Raw genomic sequence first — 19,063 nt, 5'->3', positions numbered from 1 at the left:
CAGCCCCGAGCGCGTAGCGCGAGTCAATCCCGACCGATGCCGCAGCGCCCAACCTGCTTGAGGTACTGCGCGGTTTTTTTATGTATTTGGTTCGGGCCCACCGTTTCGACCAGCCGTTAAGACGGGGGCCGTAGGTCGGGTAGAGCCGAAGGCAAAACCCGCCGGCATCGTTCGGGGACCTGATTCGATATCCATGCCTGCCGGAGCGACTCGGGGCCAGGCGTCATAGAAAAAGGCAGGGCGAAGGCCCTGTGCATGCTGCCGAAATCAATCCTGACGGATGCATCCCCACAAGGAACTTGTTGTCGCGATGTTTTCGGTCCGAACGCATCAAAATAATTAGTGAAACAATCACAACCATTATGAAGGGATTATTTCAGGTACCCCGATGCAGTGCCCGGAACTGTATGCGGACAGGGAGCTGGAGCTTTGAAATTCTATGGAATTTCCAGAATATGGATTATCAGATCATTACTCATGAAATGATATCTTAATGATATTATTCATGTTTGATTAAAATGCGCACGATCAATTTTTTTCCGACGAATGACATGCAGGGTGCATACAAAAATAATTGTTTAGTTTCATGCGTTTGAAGAGTTATGCCCCGTCTTTGCTCCATATATGCCTGATTTTGACGCAATCTTTTCGGTTGTCGTCTTGCATCATCGAACATTATTATCGGTGCCGCTGCCATTTTCCGGGGGAGAAAGTGGTGGTCGATTTTAGTTCGGGGCCTGTCTGTCAAGTCGGGGAATCCAGGAATTCAGCTCTAGGGAAGGTGTCTTTTGCTTGCGGGGATGCTGCCCGCGGGTATCCGTCTGTTGACCAGAATCACCGCCATTACTGGAATAATGGTGGCGGTAGCTCATGCTGCGGCGGACGATATCCGTGTCGAATCGGTAATTAACCACACCTCATCGGGGCCGGTGCCCTATGTCGTCACGCTGGGTGAATGTGATGACGTAGCGAGACTTGCCACCCCGGACAATGCCGGCCTGGTGATGACACGTGATGCCCGTCGGGGTGTCTGTGAAGCGCGCTTCTCGGCCTCGGGCGCGGAGCGCTTGTCACCATCCGTGATCGTGCATCGATTGGACGGCAGTACAAGTACTCTCTCCGAACAGTTCCCCTCAGCGGATGACACAGCGCCGCAGCTTGCCTATGTGGGGTTGGGCATTGACGGCAATGACCAGGCACAGCAACTGGTGCTGCAATTACAGGCTTCCGACAACGTTGATCTGCGCTATGTGTCGGTGGATGTGCTGGGGGTGCGTGCATCCACGTTACGTGCCGCTGGCGGCGTGCTTGGTGCGGTGGAGGATCAGGCGTTCGCACACGTGTCCGGTTTGCGGGCTTATCCCGTGGAGCATGGTCAGAACAATTTCAGCATTATCGTTCCGCTTTCTGAAATACTCAGTGCTGAGGCCATTGCCAGTGATGCGATGGTCATTCTGGACGCGCGCGCGGTGGATGCGCACGGTAATGAAGCCGCTTTGTCGAAAATCGCCTTTGTAGGCGGTGAAATCAATGAGCGCGTGGACGGCCTGAATGTGATGCCGGGCCGCCTGGTCCTCACACACCCGTTGCAGACCCCGGCGCTGGTGCCGGTGGCGCAGTTCCAGTTCCGGGGTGAAGTCGCGTTGCCGGGCGCAGGCAGTGGCGTCAGTTACGTCAGCAGCAATCCGTCCGTTGTCGGCGTTTCTGCCAGTGGCATCGTCTATCCCCTGGCAGAAACCCAGGGTGCACCGGTCATCATCACCGTCAGTTATCCCGGTACCACGAGCGTTCAGGTTCCGGTCACGGTGGACTTCTCGGTGACCATGGAAAGCCTTCTGCTGGAAGGCGTAGACGACAGCAACCCGCTGGTCCTGCCACGCCTGAATCGCTTTATCAGCCTGCCGCCCCTGTATGCCGTGCTCAGCAATGGCGAACAGGTGGCGATGCCGGACAACTGGCGTCGCCAGGTCGAGATCGAAGAGGACCAGGGCCTGCTGGAAAGCAATGGCCAGGGTGATCTGCGCGCGCGCGGGGCGATCCACGGGGGAGCGCCGGCACGCGTACGGTTGCGTCTCAACGAGGCGCCTGGCCTGAGTCTGAGTTTCCCGGTGCATGCGCATGACGCAGCGCCCGACGTGAGCCTGCAGGCGCCAGCCTCGGTGGCGGTGGGCGAAGAACTGATCATCGGCGCGGTGGCCACGGATGATGTGGCCATCAAGCGAGTGACTTTCCTGGTGGATGGTGCGCCGCTGACGTCGGACGAGACAGCCCCCTACGGCATGACCTTGCCGGTGGGCGAGAGCCTGCTCGGCAAGACTCTATCGGTGGCCGCCATGGCGGTGGACAGTGCCGGCAACCAGGCCTTCACACCTGCGCAGGACGTGGCAATACAAAGCCAGGATAAACCGCTGGACGTGCCGGGCATGCAGATCGAGGCACCGGCAGATGGTCAGCGCGTGGTGGAATCGTTGCCGTTGACGGTACAGGTGGCGCGTAATCTGGGTGGTGAATTCGCTGAACCGGATGGCCTCGTTCGGCAAATCCAGTTGACCCTGGACGGCCAGCCCGTGGGGCAGATCGGTGCGCCGCTGTACGAAACGCGCCCGGGCGGTGACGGTGAGGAAGTCTTTGAAGTCTGGCGTGGCCGCATCACCTTGCCGGCCGTGTCGGCACGGGAAACCTCACTGGCGTTGCAGGCGACGCTGATCGGCGCGGATGGCGCCATGCAGGCATTGCCGGCACAGCTGATCCGGGTGCTCGCCAACCAGCCGCCCTCGGGGCGCGTCATGGCGCCAGTGGAAGGGGCTTCAGTGACGGCCGGCAGTCCGGTCAGGGTATCGGTGCAGGCGGTGGATGATGCAGGCCCGCTTGGCGTGGAGGTGGCACTGCTGAACGGCGAACAGGTGATCGCTACGCAGGTACCCGCGCAGGCACAGAGCGAACTGCCGCGTGATGCGCTGGACCCCGTGGTGTCGCTGCTGTCGTTTGACGTGCCCACTACACAGGAAGACATGGGCCGGCAACTGGCGCTCAGCGCCCGTATCACGGATTACCACGGCAAGGTGTTCCGTACCGAAGCGGTTCGCGTCAGCGTCGTCGGGGATCAGCCGCCGACGGTAGCACTGAGTCACCCGCAGGAAGGCAGCGCCCATGTGGCCGGGTTACCGCTGGATATCCGTGCCCAGGCTGTGGATGACGTTGGCATTGAACGGGTGGAATTCTACCTGGATGGCCGGCTGGTAGGGTCGGACTATCAGGCCCCCTACACCGTCACCGTGGCCACTGATCCGATCCAGCGCGAAGAGCAGCGTGTAGTGTTGAGTGTACGTGCGTTCGACAGCGCCGGGCAGCAGGGCGATGGCGCGCCCGTGGCGATTGTACTGGGGCATGATGAACAACCGCCGGTCATCAATCTGGCATCGCCAGTGATCAGCGAAACCAGTGGCGGCACGGATATCGCGCCGCTAATTGAAAATCAGCAGTTCGTTTTCAAACTCACCGGCTACGACAACGTCGGCGTGACGGCACTGGAAGTCAGCGGCCTGCGCCGCGCCGCCAACGGCCGTCTGGTATTGACCGGCCAGCCGGAAGACATGCTGGATCAGAACGCGTTACCGCTTCAGTCACTGCCAGGTACCGCCAACGGTTATTCGGCAGCCGCATTGGTCAGCGCGCCGGCATTTTCCGGTACCGGCACCCAGGATATCTATCCGCTCAGTGCCCGCGTACGCGACCAGGCGGGCAATGAATCGACACTGCACTTTGCCGTGGCGATCCGCGCCGACCAGGCGCCGGAAGTGAGTCGGCTGTCCGCGGATAAACCCGCCTATGCGCTTAACGATACCCTGTTGCTGGGTGTGCAGGCGGTGGATGACCAGCAGGTGGATCAACTGCGCCTGCGGCTGCGCAATGGCGGCGGCGTCTTGTTGCGGGAAGTGACACACCGCAGTCAGGACGGCGATTTCGTTTCCATGCGCAATGTACAGCATCGTTTTACCTTGCCGCTGGCGGATTTTGCCTTGCCGAACGTGGTGCAGACGCTGAGCGCCGAAGTCGTGGCCCTGGACAGCCTGGGTCAGTCCTCGGCGGCGGTGACGTTGCCGATAGCGGTGCAGGCTGACGAACAAGGGCCGGTGATTACGCTCTATGACCCGACACCACAATCGGTGCTCACCGCCGGCGCGACCGTCACGTTCCAGTGGCGTGCCACCGATGAAAACGGATTGCAGGACCTCACGGTATCAGGCCCTGGCGGCATACTGCTGACGCGCACCTTGTCTGGCCTGGAGCAGAGCGGCAGTTTCACCGCACAAGTGCCGCAGGAAGCGGATGAACTGGTACTCGACGTCACCGGGACAGACCGTTACGGCAACACGGCACAACGTGCCTGGCGCTATGCGGTGATGCAGGATACGCCGCCAGTGATTGATATTCGCAGCCCGGCGCCGGGGCTGCGTGTCCGGGAAGGGGAGCAGCTCTCGGTCAATTTCACCGTCAGTGATGATAAAGGGGTCGAGCAGGCCCGGGTGCTGGTGGAGCAGCAAGGCAACATTCGTTTCGAGAAGGTGTTTACCGCATCGCAGATTGCCGCAGCGACCAGTGCGGGCAATTTCCTGAATGCATTGCTGCCGGTGCCGACGGCCCCGGCGCAGGGCGAAAGCTTCCGCTTTGTGGTGCAGGCCACCGACAGCGCTGGCCAGACCAGTGAAAAGCCGGTCGACGTCATGATTGTCGATGACGAAGAAGCGCCGGTGGTGCAGATGACGCAACCCGCCTCGGACCTCAGCGCCTTGCCGGGGGAGATGCTCTCCATTCAGGGCATCGCCGTGGACGATATCCATGTCGCGGACATTCGTGTGGTGCTGCGCAATCAACAGGGGCGTCATGTGCTGCCCTGGTCGGGCAATCTGGTGCGCTCCGACGAGATCGAGGAAATCCGGCAGCCAAATCCCGGCAGCTTTGGCAGTGTGATCATCGGCCGCCGGCACGTCAGCACCTTCTCCGGCACGGTGCGGTTGCCGCGTGATTTTGTCCAGTACACGGGCCAGATGTTCGAACTGTTGCTTGAAGCCGATGACAAAGGCGTCAACACCGGCGAATCGCCGGCGCGTACCCTGACGATACTGGCCGACGAAGACGCGCCGGGCATCCGCATCGACAAACCCGGCGACGTGGTGGTGGAGCGCACCGACGCGGTGCTCGAAGCACAGATCACCGACAACCTCGAACTGGATACCGTCAGCGTCACGCTGATCGGCCACAGCCAGCAAGTGATCTACAGCGAGCAGGCTGTGGGCACTGATGTGCTGGCGCTGCGCAATGTGGCCATCCCGCTGGAGGCCTACCATCCGGTGCCGGAAAGCGGGCACACGCTCACCCTGCGGGTCACGGCCACCGATACCAGCGGCAATGAAGCGTCACTGAACCAGCACTTCATGCTGTTGCCGGATCAGGCGCCGAATGTGGTGGTGACATTGATGGAACCCGCCGACCGTGCTCTGGCGGGCCGGCTGGCACACGCTGCGCTGGAAGTGCGCGATGACGCGCCGGAAGAAGGCATCCTGACGCTGCCGCTGGTGACCTCGCTGGCAGACACCGTTGAACGCGAGTTCAGCGGCAGCAGCCTGCCTGCCCAGACACCCGCGACCCTCCCTGAGCCATTGATCCAGTGGCAATATCCGGAAGCTGCGCAACGGCCTGTCCAGGTATTGCTGAACGGGCGTCAGGTACTGGCGCTGGGCGCGCAGGCCAGCCTGCGCGGTGTGGCGGAGATCACCGGCGAATTGCGCGTGCAGGCAGAAGGCGCGGTAGTGAGCTACCGCCTGACGCGTCACTGGGATGATGCCTGCCAGCGTCACAGTACGGTCGATACGGTGACCGATCCGGCGCTGCTGCTCTCAGAGTGGCTGGTCGAAGGTGTGGTGGTGCTGGAAGTAGAGCCATTGTTTGACGGTGTGCCCGGGGGATATCCGCTGCGTCGTCTGAGCTTTGAACAGCGTCGCACCGATGCGCTGAGCGAATATGTGGTGGGTGAGCGGCGTCAGTCGATTCGTGGCCGCGCGATCCTGCGTGCTGACGTGGCGGATGCTGCGGCATTCGGTGGCGTTGGTGTATTGCAACTGTTCGCCCCGTTGCGCGGACAAAACAGCCTGGATCGTTTCGGATTGGCTCATGCCGTGCCGGCGGACCTGCCCGGCGTTCGCAGCCTGCAATTGCTGGCGCATGCCACCGACCGCTTTGCGCAGGAGCGCCCCGATCAGGCACTGTCACCGCTGCAACGCTTGGATATCCTGCCGGACGAGCGCGCGCCGTCGCTGTTGCTGAAGACGCCGCAATCCGGGGCCGAAGTGGTACAGGGTCAACAGGTGCCCTTCCAGTTGCAGGGTGACGACGACACCGCGCTGATCCGCCAACTGCGTCTGCTGGCGGCGGACGGCGAGATACTGCACGAACAGGCGGGCCGCTATGGTGTGCCCGAGCAGACATTTGCCTGGCAGATCCCCAATGATATCGCGCCGGGGCTGCTGTCCGTCTTCCTGGAGGCGGAAGACCCTTCGGGCCTGCGCACCAGTCAGGAAGTGCTGTTGCCGGTACGGCCCAATGCACCGCCGACCATGGCGTTGAACGCGTTCCGCAGCTATCGCACAGATACCGGTTATCAGCGTAATTTTACTGAACAAAGCCGCCTGGCACTGAACGAATTCTGGGTGCGTTCCGGCGAACTTTTCCGTGTCGAACTGGAAGCCGAGGACGACACGGCATTGCGCAATATATCGATCAGCCGCCTGACGCCGGAGGGGAGTGAAGTCCTGCTGCACCAGTGGGATTTCCCCGCGCTCTGTCCGGATGAACCACAACAGCGCGTGGCCCGTGTGCAGGATGTGGTGTTCGATCAAGCCGCGCCGACGGAATACGTGCTGCGCGCCGAGGACCGGCATGGCCAGCGCACCCAGCGCCGCTTTATCGTCAATCCGGAAACCAACGTCGCACCGGAGCTGCGCATCGTGACGCCGGCACCGGAGCAGAAAATCGCCGCCGGCACCTTCGCCATTCAGGTCGGCATCGCCGCCAGTGACGACCGCATCCTGTCCCGCAGCGATATCAGCGTCTACGCCAATGGCAGGCTGCTGCAACGCTATGGCAGTGGCAGCGCGACCCTGCCACCGGGTGGAGAAGGCCGTATCGACAACGCCTTCAACAGCATCTACGACAGTTTCGAAGCCCACTACGGCGTCGATGTGGCCAATGAACATGGCCGCAAGAACAGTCCGCATGCGCGGCAGGAAACGTTCCTGCTCGAGCTGCCGGAAGGCATTCTGGCGCAGAACACTGCGCTGGAGATCACGGCGGTCATCACGGACAGTGACGGTGCCACGGGCCGTCATGCGGTGACCATCGAACTGGCGCCGGACGATATTCTGCCGGAAGCCATCCTGGGCCGCCCGCAGGTGGGTGACCGCCTGACCGAGGCCGCCTTCCTGGATGTCCGTTTTGCCGCCTACGATAACGTCAAGGTCCAGTCCTTGGAACTGTATCGCGGTTACGGCGCCCTGACCGCAGACGGCTATGTGCAGAGCGAATTCGGCACACCGTTACGCGTCGAGAACGCCATCCCGGCGGTGGACGCCAACCCGATTACTACCCAGAACATCGATACACCGGACTATGTTCACCGGCTGCAATTGCCACGTCTGCCCACGGTGGCCGAGGCACTGCAAGTGGATGTCGCGGCGGTAGAGCGCCTGGATATCTGGTTCCGTCTGGTGGTGCGTGATGCCTCCGGCAACGTGCGTACCCGTGAAGTCAGCTTCCCGATCCGTGCCGATGAACGTCCGGTGCTGGATATTATCGAGCCGCTGGCCGGCAGCCGGCAGGTCGAGCACGCGCCCCTGTATGTCAACGTCAATGCGTTCGATGATGTGGCGCTGGACAATGTGCGCCTGATCGCACGACACGACGGCCAGGAAATCTATAACGTGCCGCTGTCGCAGCCGCCGTATGCGTTCAGCGTACCGATGCCGGCGTTCGATGCGGAACAGCCCGCACGCAACAGCGTGACGCTACAGGTCGAAGCCATCGACAGCTATGGCGCCGCCTATGGCGATCTGGACAATCATCGCGCCACCGAAACTCTGATGGTGGAAGTGGTCGGCGATGAGCCGCCGGTGGTGGTCATCGCCTCACCGGCAAACCAGAGCAGCGTCACCGAAGGCGAAGTGCTGGTGGTGGAAATCAACGCTATTGATGACGTGGGTGTTGATCGCGTGGCATTGCAGGTGGCCGGTCTGGTCACCGGTGAACGCACGCTGGTGGATTACGAGTACCCGTATGAATTCCTGATTACCGTGCCCTATGGCCAGGCGGGCAAGGACATCGTGCTGTCCGCCGCCGTCACCGAACAGCGGGCTGCTGAGGCACGCACGGTGAACGCCGTGTCGCCCGTGGTGGTGCATGTGGACGCCGACACCGAGGCGCCGGAAATCCAGGTGCAACAGCCGGCGGGTGCCGGCACGGCAGTGGAAGGGCGGCCATTGCCGTTCCAGTTTACGGCGCAGGACAATGTGCGCGTTACCTCGACATTGGTAGAGCTGCTGATGGATGTGAACCGTGATGGTGCTGCGGCCGATGACGAAGTGGCTGCCAGTGTCGCGTTCGTCGCGCCACCGTATCAGTCGGCCTTTACGCTGCGACGGTTTGATGACTATCTGGGTGAGTTGGCGGACGAGGTCACGCAACTGGCCGCGCGCTTGCGCATCACCGCGCGCGATGGCGCCGGCAACGAATCGGTGTCGTCGGTGCCGGTTACGGTATTGCGCAACCAGCCACCGGATGTCACCGCAATCAATATTCTCGACAATCGCGGGTTCTCCCTGGGCGCGGCACTGGCGCAGATCACCGAAGGCCGTCGCATCATTGTCGATGTGCAGGCGCAGGATCTGGAAAGTGGCCTCGGCAGTGTATCGCTGTACCGCAGCCTGGGTGATACCTCGGCGCCGGCAGTGCTGGTGGGCACGGATGTCACCGCGCCGTATCAGTTTTCCTTGCAGGTGCCGCTGGGCCATGTGGGCGAGACGTTTGCGTTCCGTGCCACGGCCGAGGATGTGGACGGCAATCTGTCGCTGATGTCCGCGCCGCGCACTCTGAGGATTGTCGAGGACCAGGCGCCGGGCGCGGAGATTATCCAGCCTGCCAACGATCTCTCCGCCGTGGTTCGCGGCGAGCCCATTACTGTCGCCGTGCGTGTGACGGATGATCTGGGTGCCGAAGGCATCGAAAAAGTCGTCTTCCTGGTCAACGACGAACCGGCGCATACTGCATGGCAGTCGCAGACTGACCAGGGCGGCGGCAGTGCACAGGAAAATATCTTCATGGCGCAACTGTATGCGCCGGAAGGCAGCAAGGGCGTCACACTCCAGGCCATTGCCCACGATATTCATGGCAAGACAGGTACCAGCCAGGTGGTGCGGGTCGGCGTGGTCGAGGATACCGTGGCGCCGGTGATAGAGCCGCTCAGCCCGGTGGAGGGTGATGTGCTGACCGCCGGTGAGCCTGTGTCCGTGGTGGTGGCCATCAGTGACATGGGCGACGAAACGGAACGCACCGTGACCCAGGCCTGGGTGCGCGAATTCCGTGATGCCAGCGGCGTCTGGCAAACGCTGGCGGAAACCTCGCTGGTGCTGAACCGCGACGATACCCGATTGCCGGGTGACACGCGGCCGGTCAGTGACCCGGACAACTATTACTTCATCTACCACGCGGAAATGGCCAACGGCAATTTGCTTCGCCGCGAGATGAAACCGGATGAACGCTTGCGTGTGGTCACGCAGGTACAGACAAGCACACATACCCGCACCAGTGAAACCCGCCACGAAGTGGGCCTGGCGCTGGACCGCCGCCGGCATGTGCTGGCGGCGCACAGTGGTGAGACGGTGTCTGCCGCGCAGCGGCAACAGGCGCAATCCGTCTATTATTCTGCGCTGACGCAATTCCAAGGCGAAGACAATATTGGTGCGCTGCTGGCCGCCTGGAACACGCTCGACCCGTCGCAGATCGATCCGGTCACTGGCGCGCCGGATGTGCGCGCGCTGTTCAGTGATCCACAGCGGCCTGCCATGCGCACCGGCCTGTTTATGCTTGACGCCATGCCAGTAGTGGACGCTGCCGGTGACGGCCACGAATTCCTGTTCTCGTCGCTGCTCAACGGTGCCGCGGAAGTCTTTGCCGGCGCCATTACCGACCTGCACGCGGATGCCTCCCTGGTGCTGGCCGCCAAGGCCGGCCTGCCGGAAACCGGCGTCGTGCGGGCGGAAGACGAATCCGCATTCAGCAACGCTCTGGCGCAGACGATCACGCAGGACCCGGATACCGGGGCGCGGTATCTGGACAACATCGGTGGCGAACTCCTGCTGTTCACCACGCGCAATGGCGAAGGTCAGTTCGGCCTGCCGTATCAGCTGGCCGGCCGTGTCGACATGCCGTTCCCGGAAGTGCTCGGTATTGCGCGCGCCGACAATATGGTACTGGTCGCCAACGGCCACGGCGGCGTACAGGTGGTGGATATCGGCCGCTTCGGGATGCCGTACCGTATCGGCTTTATCAAACCGGATGGCTATGCCCGCGATGTCGTGATCCGCGACGGTTACGCGTTTATCGCGGCGTCCGAGCAGGGCGTAGTGGTAGCCGATATCAGCGACCCGGCACTGCCGATTGTGGCGACGCTGGATACGCTGGGTGTGGCCAACCGCCTGCAACTCGCCGGTGATCATCTGTATGTCACCAATCTTGGCGCTAACGGTCTTGCCGCAGAACTGAATGTGATCGACGTGCGCAATCCACCGCAGCCCTACATGGCGCGCACTATCCGCCTGACACCCCCGCGGGCCGACCACCGTTACGACGGTATTGTCGATGTGCTGGTGGCCGGCAACCTGGCCTACGCCAGCGTGCAGTTGTCGGATCAGGAAGACCAACCGGCGCAATCCGGCCTGGAAATCATCCGTCTGGGCGAACAGAACGCCGACAGCGATGCCACGGTACCGGTCATTACCCATCGCCAGGCAGGCTGGCTCGATTTCAGTGTCCGTGACCTGGCACTGGCCAACGGCGCAGTGGAAATTGCCGCCGCGCGCGGCGGCGTGGCGCGCTTGCAACTGGCCGAACTGACCGTGATGCGGCATACGCCGGTGCATGACGAGACGCAGGTGCCGTCAACGCTGCCACTGGTCAGCATTGAGCTGTCATCCGTGCTGGACCCGGCGACGTCGCTGGCAGACAACGTGCGGCTGTACAGGGGGCAGGGCGAATTCCCGGAAGACATTTCCGATCAGGTCAGCGTGCGCTTTGGCACCCGCGACGGGCAGGACGCGCGCCGGTTTATCGAACTGCTGCCACCGGAAGACGGCTGGCAGGCTGGCGAAACCTATCAGGTGGCCGTGCTGCCGGGGCTGCAACCGTTCGGCAGCGATATGCTGCGAATGAGCAGTGCCTACCGTTTCAGTTTCCATATCTCGTCGGCGGGTGATGCGGACAAGCCGGATATCGTCGATATCGTCCCGGCAGAAGGCGATGTGCGCGGCGGCACACGCGTGACATTGCGTGGCCGCGCATTTGGCACACAGCCGCGTGTGCTGTTCGCAGGGCAGGAAGCCGCCCTGGAAAGTGTGATCCCGGGTGACGAGGGTGCGCTGGATGCCCTGGTGGTGGTGACGCCGCCGAATTATGCTGGTCCGGCGGCCGTCACCGTCATCAACGACGACATGCTGCGCAATACCGTGCAGGCCGGTTTCCGTTATGTAGATGAACTGCGGCTGAGTTTTGTCGATCCGGGCGTGGTCAGTGTTTCGCAAAGCGGCGAGGGTGACCGCGTCAATGTGGTCGGTTTCGGATTCCATCCGGGGGTATCGCTGCGTGCCTGGCCGAGCGAGCAGCCACAACAGGTACAGACCACCTCAGCAGGCAGTGACCGCCTGCAACTGCTCAGTGCCGAGCGCATGAACTGGACGGTGCCGGATTTCGGCACGGCCTATCGGGGTTTCCTGGATGTGGAAGCCGTGGACGATGCGGGCCGTCGCTACTGGCTGCCGCGCGCGCTGTTCTACGGCAAGCTGGAAGCAGCGTCGGTACTGGAAACGGCACCGCCTGTCACGGGTGGGCCGGGTGATGAGCCGGCCGTGCCGGATGCCACACTGTTGCCGCCAGGCCGCATCATGGACCTGGCCGCCGATGACGCCTTGCAACTGATCTATGTACTGGGTCGTGGCCGCTATACCTCCGGGACACCGGGCAGCGGCGTGCTGAGTCCGGAAGCGTTCGTTGCCACCCAGCCACCGGGCTGGATCAGCCTGGTGCATTATCGTCGTGACCAGCTCGACGATGCCGCGCCGATGCTTGGCTTCGGTTACATGAATCTGCCCCAGGCGCTGACGCCAGTGGCCATGACCCTGAGCGACACGCAGTTGTATGTCAGTGCGCAAGGGCTGGACTTCGATTACATCGACGTGCCCTTTGAGGGCCTGCCGCATCTGCTGGTGTACGAACGCGAAACCCGCGTGCCCGACATCGATCCGGATGAAGAACAGCCGCCATCGCTGGACCGTGACCTGCTTTACGCGTTGCCGCTGCCACTTGCCGAAGCGCCGCAACAATTGCTGGTGTCCGGCCAGTTACTGATCGCTGCCGCGAGCGACGGTGTGGCGTTGCTCAATGTCGCCAACCCGACGCGTCCGGGTATCGTGCAGGTGCTGCGCAGTGCGGTCATCAACGGCGCGACGACCTCATTGCGGCCAGTACAAATCCATCTGGAAGGCCAGCATCTGGTTGTCGAAAGCGGTACCTCGACCCGAGCCCATCGGGTGGTGTTCGATCTGTCGGAACCGGGTGCGCCGCAGCTCTCTGCCGTATCCGTGCCGGCGGGCCACAAGGCCGACCTGCGCTGGCGTCCAGTGACGGTCTATGCCCGAGGCAGCACCCTGACCCTGCATGATCAGCGCCAGCCACGTCTGCCGCCGATGATCGGTGCCTACCAGCCGTCCGGTTTTGAATTGCCGGGCGATGTCTCCGGCATGGCCGCCGGCAACAGCCTTGTGGCTGTGCAACTGCGTTATGGTTGCGAGCGGCAAAAAGTCGAGTATTACGTCCAATTGCTGGATGTCAGCCGCAGCACCGATCCTGCGTTGCTCGACGCCATGAAGACCTACGATTGCAATGGCATTGTTGATCGCTACGGCGCGTCACCGGCGCTCACGGGTTACCCGCGCCGTGAGCCGGTGCTGCTGACCGACGATGGTCTGCTGTTGACCGCAGAACAGTCATTGCGCATTACCGACACGCTGGTGATGGATCTGGTGGCGATGACGCCGGAACCGGACAGCGAAGGCGTCAGCCTGGAGAGTCAGGTAGAGCTGCGCTTTACCCATCCGGTGGTGGTGCCCTCGGCGCAGAGCGAAGCGGACTGGCTGGCCCGCTACGTGGCATTGGTGCACGAAGACGGCAGCAGTGAAGGGGAAACCGTTGCGGCGGATATTCACCTCGACAGCACCGACCCGCGCCGTGTGTTGATTGCACCAGCGCAACCGCTGGCCGCGCAAAGCGAATTCCGGGTGATGCTGCGTGGCGATGCCGCCGGGCGTCGCACCGAAGGGTTGTTTGAATACAGCGCCCGCTTCCGCACCGGGCAACGCAGTGGCGATGCGGTACAGATCGTCAGCGTGGAAACACCCTATGTCTCAGTCAACGGCGGGCCGCTGAGCCTGCTGCTGCATCATCCTGGCGAGAACCCCGCTGTGCTGGTGGCTGGTCGCAATGCACCACTCACCTCACTGACCCCCCTGCCGGACGACCTGTTCCGTGCCGACGTGGATGCACCGCCGGGACTGCCGGGCAGCGCCTCCCTGGAGGTCGTCACCAGCGACGGTTCCTCCGACACGCTGCTCGGTGGCGTGCTGTACGTGGAACCGCTGGTGCTGTCATCGCTGTCGCCGGCCACAGGCAATGTGGATGGCGGCACACAGGTCACCATCAAGGGCCGAGGTTTCCGTGCTGATGTGGGACGCCTGCAGGTGTTCTTCGGCAATGCCCAGGCCAGCCCGGATCAGGTCCGTATCGTGGATGAAGGTACCCTGTCCGTGGTCGCCCCCGCTGGCGCGTTGGGCACGGTGGATGTGACGGTGACGCAGGACGACGGCCAGAGCGAGACACTGCCGGCGGCGTTCGAATACCGTCAACCGCCGCAGGCCAATATTCCCCATGAGGGCACCGTGCGTGACATGGTGCTCGATCCCACCGGCACCTGGGCCGCCGTCGCCACCAGTGACATGGTGTATCTGATCAATATTGCCGCCTCGACCTGGACCGCCCGCGCACAGGATCCGTTGTTGCCGGCCGATCTGCTGGCGATGATTGATGAAAATGGCAACGACATTGATGATCGCATTGTGTCACGTATTCGCCTGCCGGGCGGCTGGCAGGCCCAGCGTCTGGCGCTGTCCTTCGAGCGTGGTACGGATCGCATTCTGGTGTCGGCACGGCGCGAACAGCAGGGCGAAGCATCGTCGGCGCTGTTTATCGTTGCTGTCGATGCGCTGGATATCAGCAAGAGCGCCCTGATCCGCGAGTTGCCATTGCCCGGCGACGGCGCGCGCGGTCTGGTGGCCAGTGGCGAACGGGCGCTGGTGACGCTCGGCACGGCGGGTATCGGCATGGTCGATACCTATCTGCATACCCGCGCTTTCCTGCAGGCCAGCCTGGCCATGCCGCACCAGGTGCCGGCGCTGGACGTGGCCGCGTTGCCTTCGGCGGCGGGCGAGGGCAGTCACTATGTCGTGGTGGGCGGCCTGCTGGATCACGCGACACAGCGTCTGCAACAGGTACAGCAACCCGGCGCGAAGGGCTTCCAGGTATTGCGCAATGATGCGGCCGGCGGCCTGCAATGGATCAGCGCGCTGGATATTCTCGGCACCGCCGTGGACACGGCCGGGCACATTGCTGTGGTCGCCGCCGGTGACGGTGGTGTGGTGCTGGTCGATCTGAGCAACCCGCAACAGCCGGTGATCGTCTCGCGCCTGAATGACCTGGGCTATGTGCGCGACATCAGTGTGTTTGGCCATGTGCTGTACGTGGCGTCGCAGGATGGCCTGTCCACGTTCGACATTACCGACCCGGCGGCGCCGCTGCGATTGCACGGCCAGATGGGGGGCGGCAAGGCGCCGTGGGTGGTCACCGCCACACCGTACGGCGTATTGCTGGGCGGTGTCGAGATGACGTCTGTGCTCAACGACGTGATGCTCAAACTGATCAGCGCTGAACCGGGCAACGGTATTCTGGATCGCCAGCCGGACGGCAGCGTGCTGATTCGCCTGCGCTTCAACAAGGCCATCAGCGACTACGCGCCCAATCTCGACAAGGTGCTGTTGCGTAACGCAGCGGGCGAGCCGGTTGCCCATCAGGTGCGCACCGAAAACAACGATCTGCTCGTGACGCTGACGGCACCGCACACCCTGGCGCGCGGTGAATCACTGCGCCTGACCGTGGAACAGGATCTGGCCTCGGTGAAACAGATCGCCGGCCAGCCGCCGCTGGTGCTGTATCGTTTACCGCGCACACAACACCGTGACTTTATCTGGCGTGGCGGCAGCATCGACACGCTGAGCGTGGAGACTGTGCTGCCTCGTCGGGTACTCGTCGGCGAGAGCGCCCGCCTGTTTATCAGTGTTCGCGGAGGGCCGCGTGACCTCGATGATGTCAGCCTCTGGCTGGGCAGCCTGCCGCTGACCCTGCGCAGCGTGGCCGTCAGCGATGACGATCCGCGTGCGGTGATCTACACGGCGGATACGCCGCCTCTGCCGGTGGCAGGGCAGTACGACCTCACACTGCGTGCATTGCGCACGGATATTCCCGAATACGCCACGCGTGCCGGCGCTGTCACGGTCGATGCGCGGCTGGTCTTGCAGGCGGCCACACCGCGCTGGGGGCAGTTGTCCGGTGGCGATGTCATCACACTGACGGGCGAAGGGTTCGAGCCGGGCAACTCTGTGGTCGATGGCATGCAGGTCAGCATCGGCGGTGTGCCGGCGCGGGCAGTGCAGGTGCCGGCGCATGACCGCATGCTGATCACGGTGCCGGCGGGCGCGCCGGGCCGTACCGATATCCGTGTCCAGCATCGCAACGGCCAAAGCGCCGTGCTGGCGGATGCCTGGGGCTACGGCCTGCGGCAACTGGCGCACAGCCAGCCGTCGCGTATCTACCCGACTGATATTCACCTGGACCCGGCCAGCGGCGTGGCGGTGACGACCACCGGCCTGTTCCCGTACAGCGAACCGAATATTGTCAACGTCCTCGGGGCCGAAGTGCCTGATGCCTATCGGCTGGCGACGTTCGATGTCCAGCGCCGCGACCGTCTGCCGCTGGCTGGAGGTGTCTCCTCTGTCGCGGCCACCGGGCGGCCTTACGCAGAAATGGCCCGCTGGCTGACGGCCGGCCAACTGGCGCCGAGCCTGGATTGCTTCCTGACACCGGGCGATTGCGAAGAACATCGCAGCGAAGAAGAAATCGCCCTGTACGAACGCAGCTCCGGCACACGCTACGTCACCAGCACCGACTCCGTGCAATTGCAGTGGCTGGAAGAAATTGAGCAGGGTGTGACACGGCAACGGCTGTATCTGGCCAGTGGCGCAGGCGGCGTGGCGCGTTTCAATGCCGATGACCTCAACGGCGTACAACTGACCAGCCAGTTATTCTCCGAAAGCGGCAACGGTGTGGCCGCGATGCTGAAAAACGGTGATGCATTGTACGCCGCGTCATTCAGTCTTGATCCCGGTGACGCTGACCCTGGCGAGTGCAGCGGTCATTCCACAGGTCAATTCACCGAAGCGCGGCCGCTTAAAATGTACGGCTTCCAGGTGCCGGAAGACCCGGTGCTGATGGGCCAACTGAACGACGTGCCCAGTGGCTACCGTTTGCGCCGCCAGGGCCAGTGGCTGCTGGTGGCGGGGAGTATGAATACCGGCCGTGGCCCGCAACCGGACTGCCCCTGGACCTTCGAATCCGCCACGCTTGGCCAGGGTTCATCCGGCAACACCGTGCAACTGCTGGATATTAACGATCCGCTGCTGCGCCAGAGCCTGGTGTTCGATGGTGTGGTGCACGACGCACTGCTGTATGGCCGTTATGTCTTCGCAGCGGTGGGCGAATCGCTGCAAGTCGTGCACCGTGACCGCACCGAAGAACGGGCGCGCGTTGATTTTGCGGCAGAGCAACCGTCCACGGGCAATGCCCTGGCGCTGCGCCGTTTTGGCCAGTTGCTGATGGTCTCTTCCGAAACCGGCCTGTATGCGGTGGATATTGGCGACCCGATGGCACCGAAAGTGCTGTCCGCCGGTAACGTCGAACGTGCCGAGCAGGTCGCGATATTCCGCGACCGGCTGATCGTGGCTTCCGGCACCGAAGGCATACGTGCCTTTGAACTGCCTGGTGCCTTTGTCACCGCGGCGAGCGTGCTGGATACCGCCGCGCGCTATGCCGGCACCGACGATCTTGAGGTGTTGGCTTTCCAGGCACCCTTGACGCTCGATTTCAATGAAGCTGTCGAGCTGGCGTCGCTGCAGGAAGCGGATGCGTTATCGCTGGTGAACGTCACGACCGGTGAAGCCGTACCGCTGCAGATTATTGACAGCGCTGCCGACGAACAAAGTACCGGCGTGCTGTCGGTGACCCTGGATTTCGCACGGCAGGCGGGCGAGCGCTACCGCCTGGAAGTACATCAACTTCGTAATCTGCGTGGTGGCGACCTGTGGCTGCCGTTCAGCACCGAATTTCGCGTGGCCAGTGAAACGCAATCACAACCTGAGGTGCATGACGTGACCGGCGGCGTGCGCCATCGGGGCGATGACAGCGCGGTCCTGATTCATGGCGACGGCTTCTCTGCCAGTGCCTCGGTGCGTGTCAACGGCATGCCGGTCAGCAGCCTGTACCAGGACGAGCAGACATTGCAGATTCCCGCCGGTGCGCTGGATATGCTGCCGCTGAACCCGGGCATGCACCACCTTACCGTCGCCGACGGCGAACTGGTGGCTCACGCCCCCGGCGCCATCGTGCTGGGCGACACGCCGCAGGGTGTGGACCTGACCCTGTCACCGGACAGCGCTGATACCGCCGGCGGCTATCTGGTCAGCATCCAGGCTGGCCGCGATGTGATTCTGCCAGGCAGCCGCGTGGTGTTGCGTTCGCGCACCAGTGATCTGGAGCTCAGTACGTTGTTCACCCCGGAAGGCGCGGAAATCGTCGATCTGCACGATGACGTGGTGGACCTGCGCCGCTTCACCTTCTGGTTGCCCGGCGTGGTAACGCCGGATGTGTTTGCCGTGTTCCTGCGCAGTGGCGAACGTGAACTGTACGTTGGCGATTTCTCCTATCAACTGCCGGCGGGGCGCCCGCTCGACCTGCCGAATTATCCACCGATGACGCTGGGCGCCGCGCTCAATGACCAGCATCTGCTGTATGTCGGTGTGGCGGACGGGCAGCCGCCCGGTGCCAACAACCGCTTCCTGATGGAAGCCGGTGTCGAAATTTATGATGTCACCCTCAGCGAGCGGCCGGTGCGGCTCGCGCAACTGGCGACCGAAGGCGGCGTGACGGGTCTGGCACTCAGCGGCAACGTGCTCTGGGCTGCGGCCTCTGAGCAGGGGCTGTTGCAGATTGCCGTCAGCGATCCGGCGCAGCCCTTGCTGGTGCGCACGGAAGCCGTCCCCGGTTATCGCGTCACCGATGTAGACCACAATGCAGGCCGTGGCTGGCTGGCCATGGCAGCGGCGTCGGACCTGGGCACCGGTTTCGTGCGCATTATCGATACCGCGTCTGATTATCTGGCTTCGCCGACGGGCGTGACGCCGATTGCCTTCGCCGAAGGCGAGCGGGCCGGGCAGCCCGTGGATGTGGCCTGGCTGGGCGATACGCTGTATGTGCTGCTGGTGCGGGGCACGGGTAACGATCAATCGCTGGCGCTGGCCACTGTGCCCGATGTCACCGATCTGGCGTCGATGACAGTACAACCGTTGGCACAAAGCTCGGT

The 19,063-nt window shown here is 63.0% G+C and carries 1 protein-coding gene (only partly in view); it reads left to right on the top strand.

Going from position 1 to position 19,063, the window contains the following annotated elements; translation table 11 throughout:
* Positions 1–824: 824 nt before the first annotated feature.
* On the top strand, positions 825–19,063 hold the start of the coding sequence (locus S7S_RS11240) for an Ig-like domain-containing protein (protein WP_169745567.1). Its footprint extends 22,129 nt past the window's final position; 18,239 of the gene's 40,368 nt are visible here — the first part of the coding sequence; the start codon lies at positions 825–827; the stop codon falls past the right edge of the window.

It is taken from the genome of Isoalcanivorax pacificus W11-5, assembly GCF_000299335.2.
In the GTDB taxonomy this organism is placed as follows: Bacteria; Pseudomonadota; Gammaproteobacteria; order Pseudomonadales; family Alcanivoracaceae; genus Isoalcanivorax; species Isoalcanivorax pacificus.
This window is presented reverse-complemented; position numbering and strand designations above follow the sequence as displayed.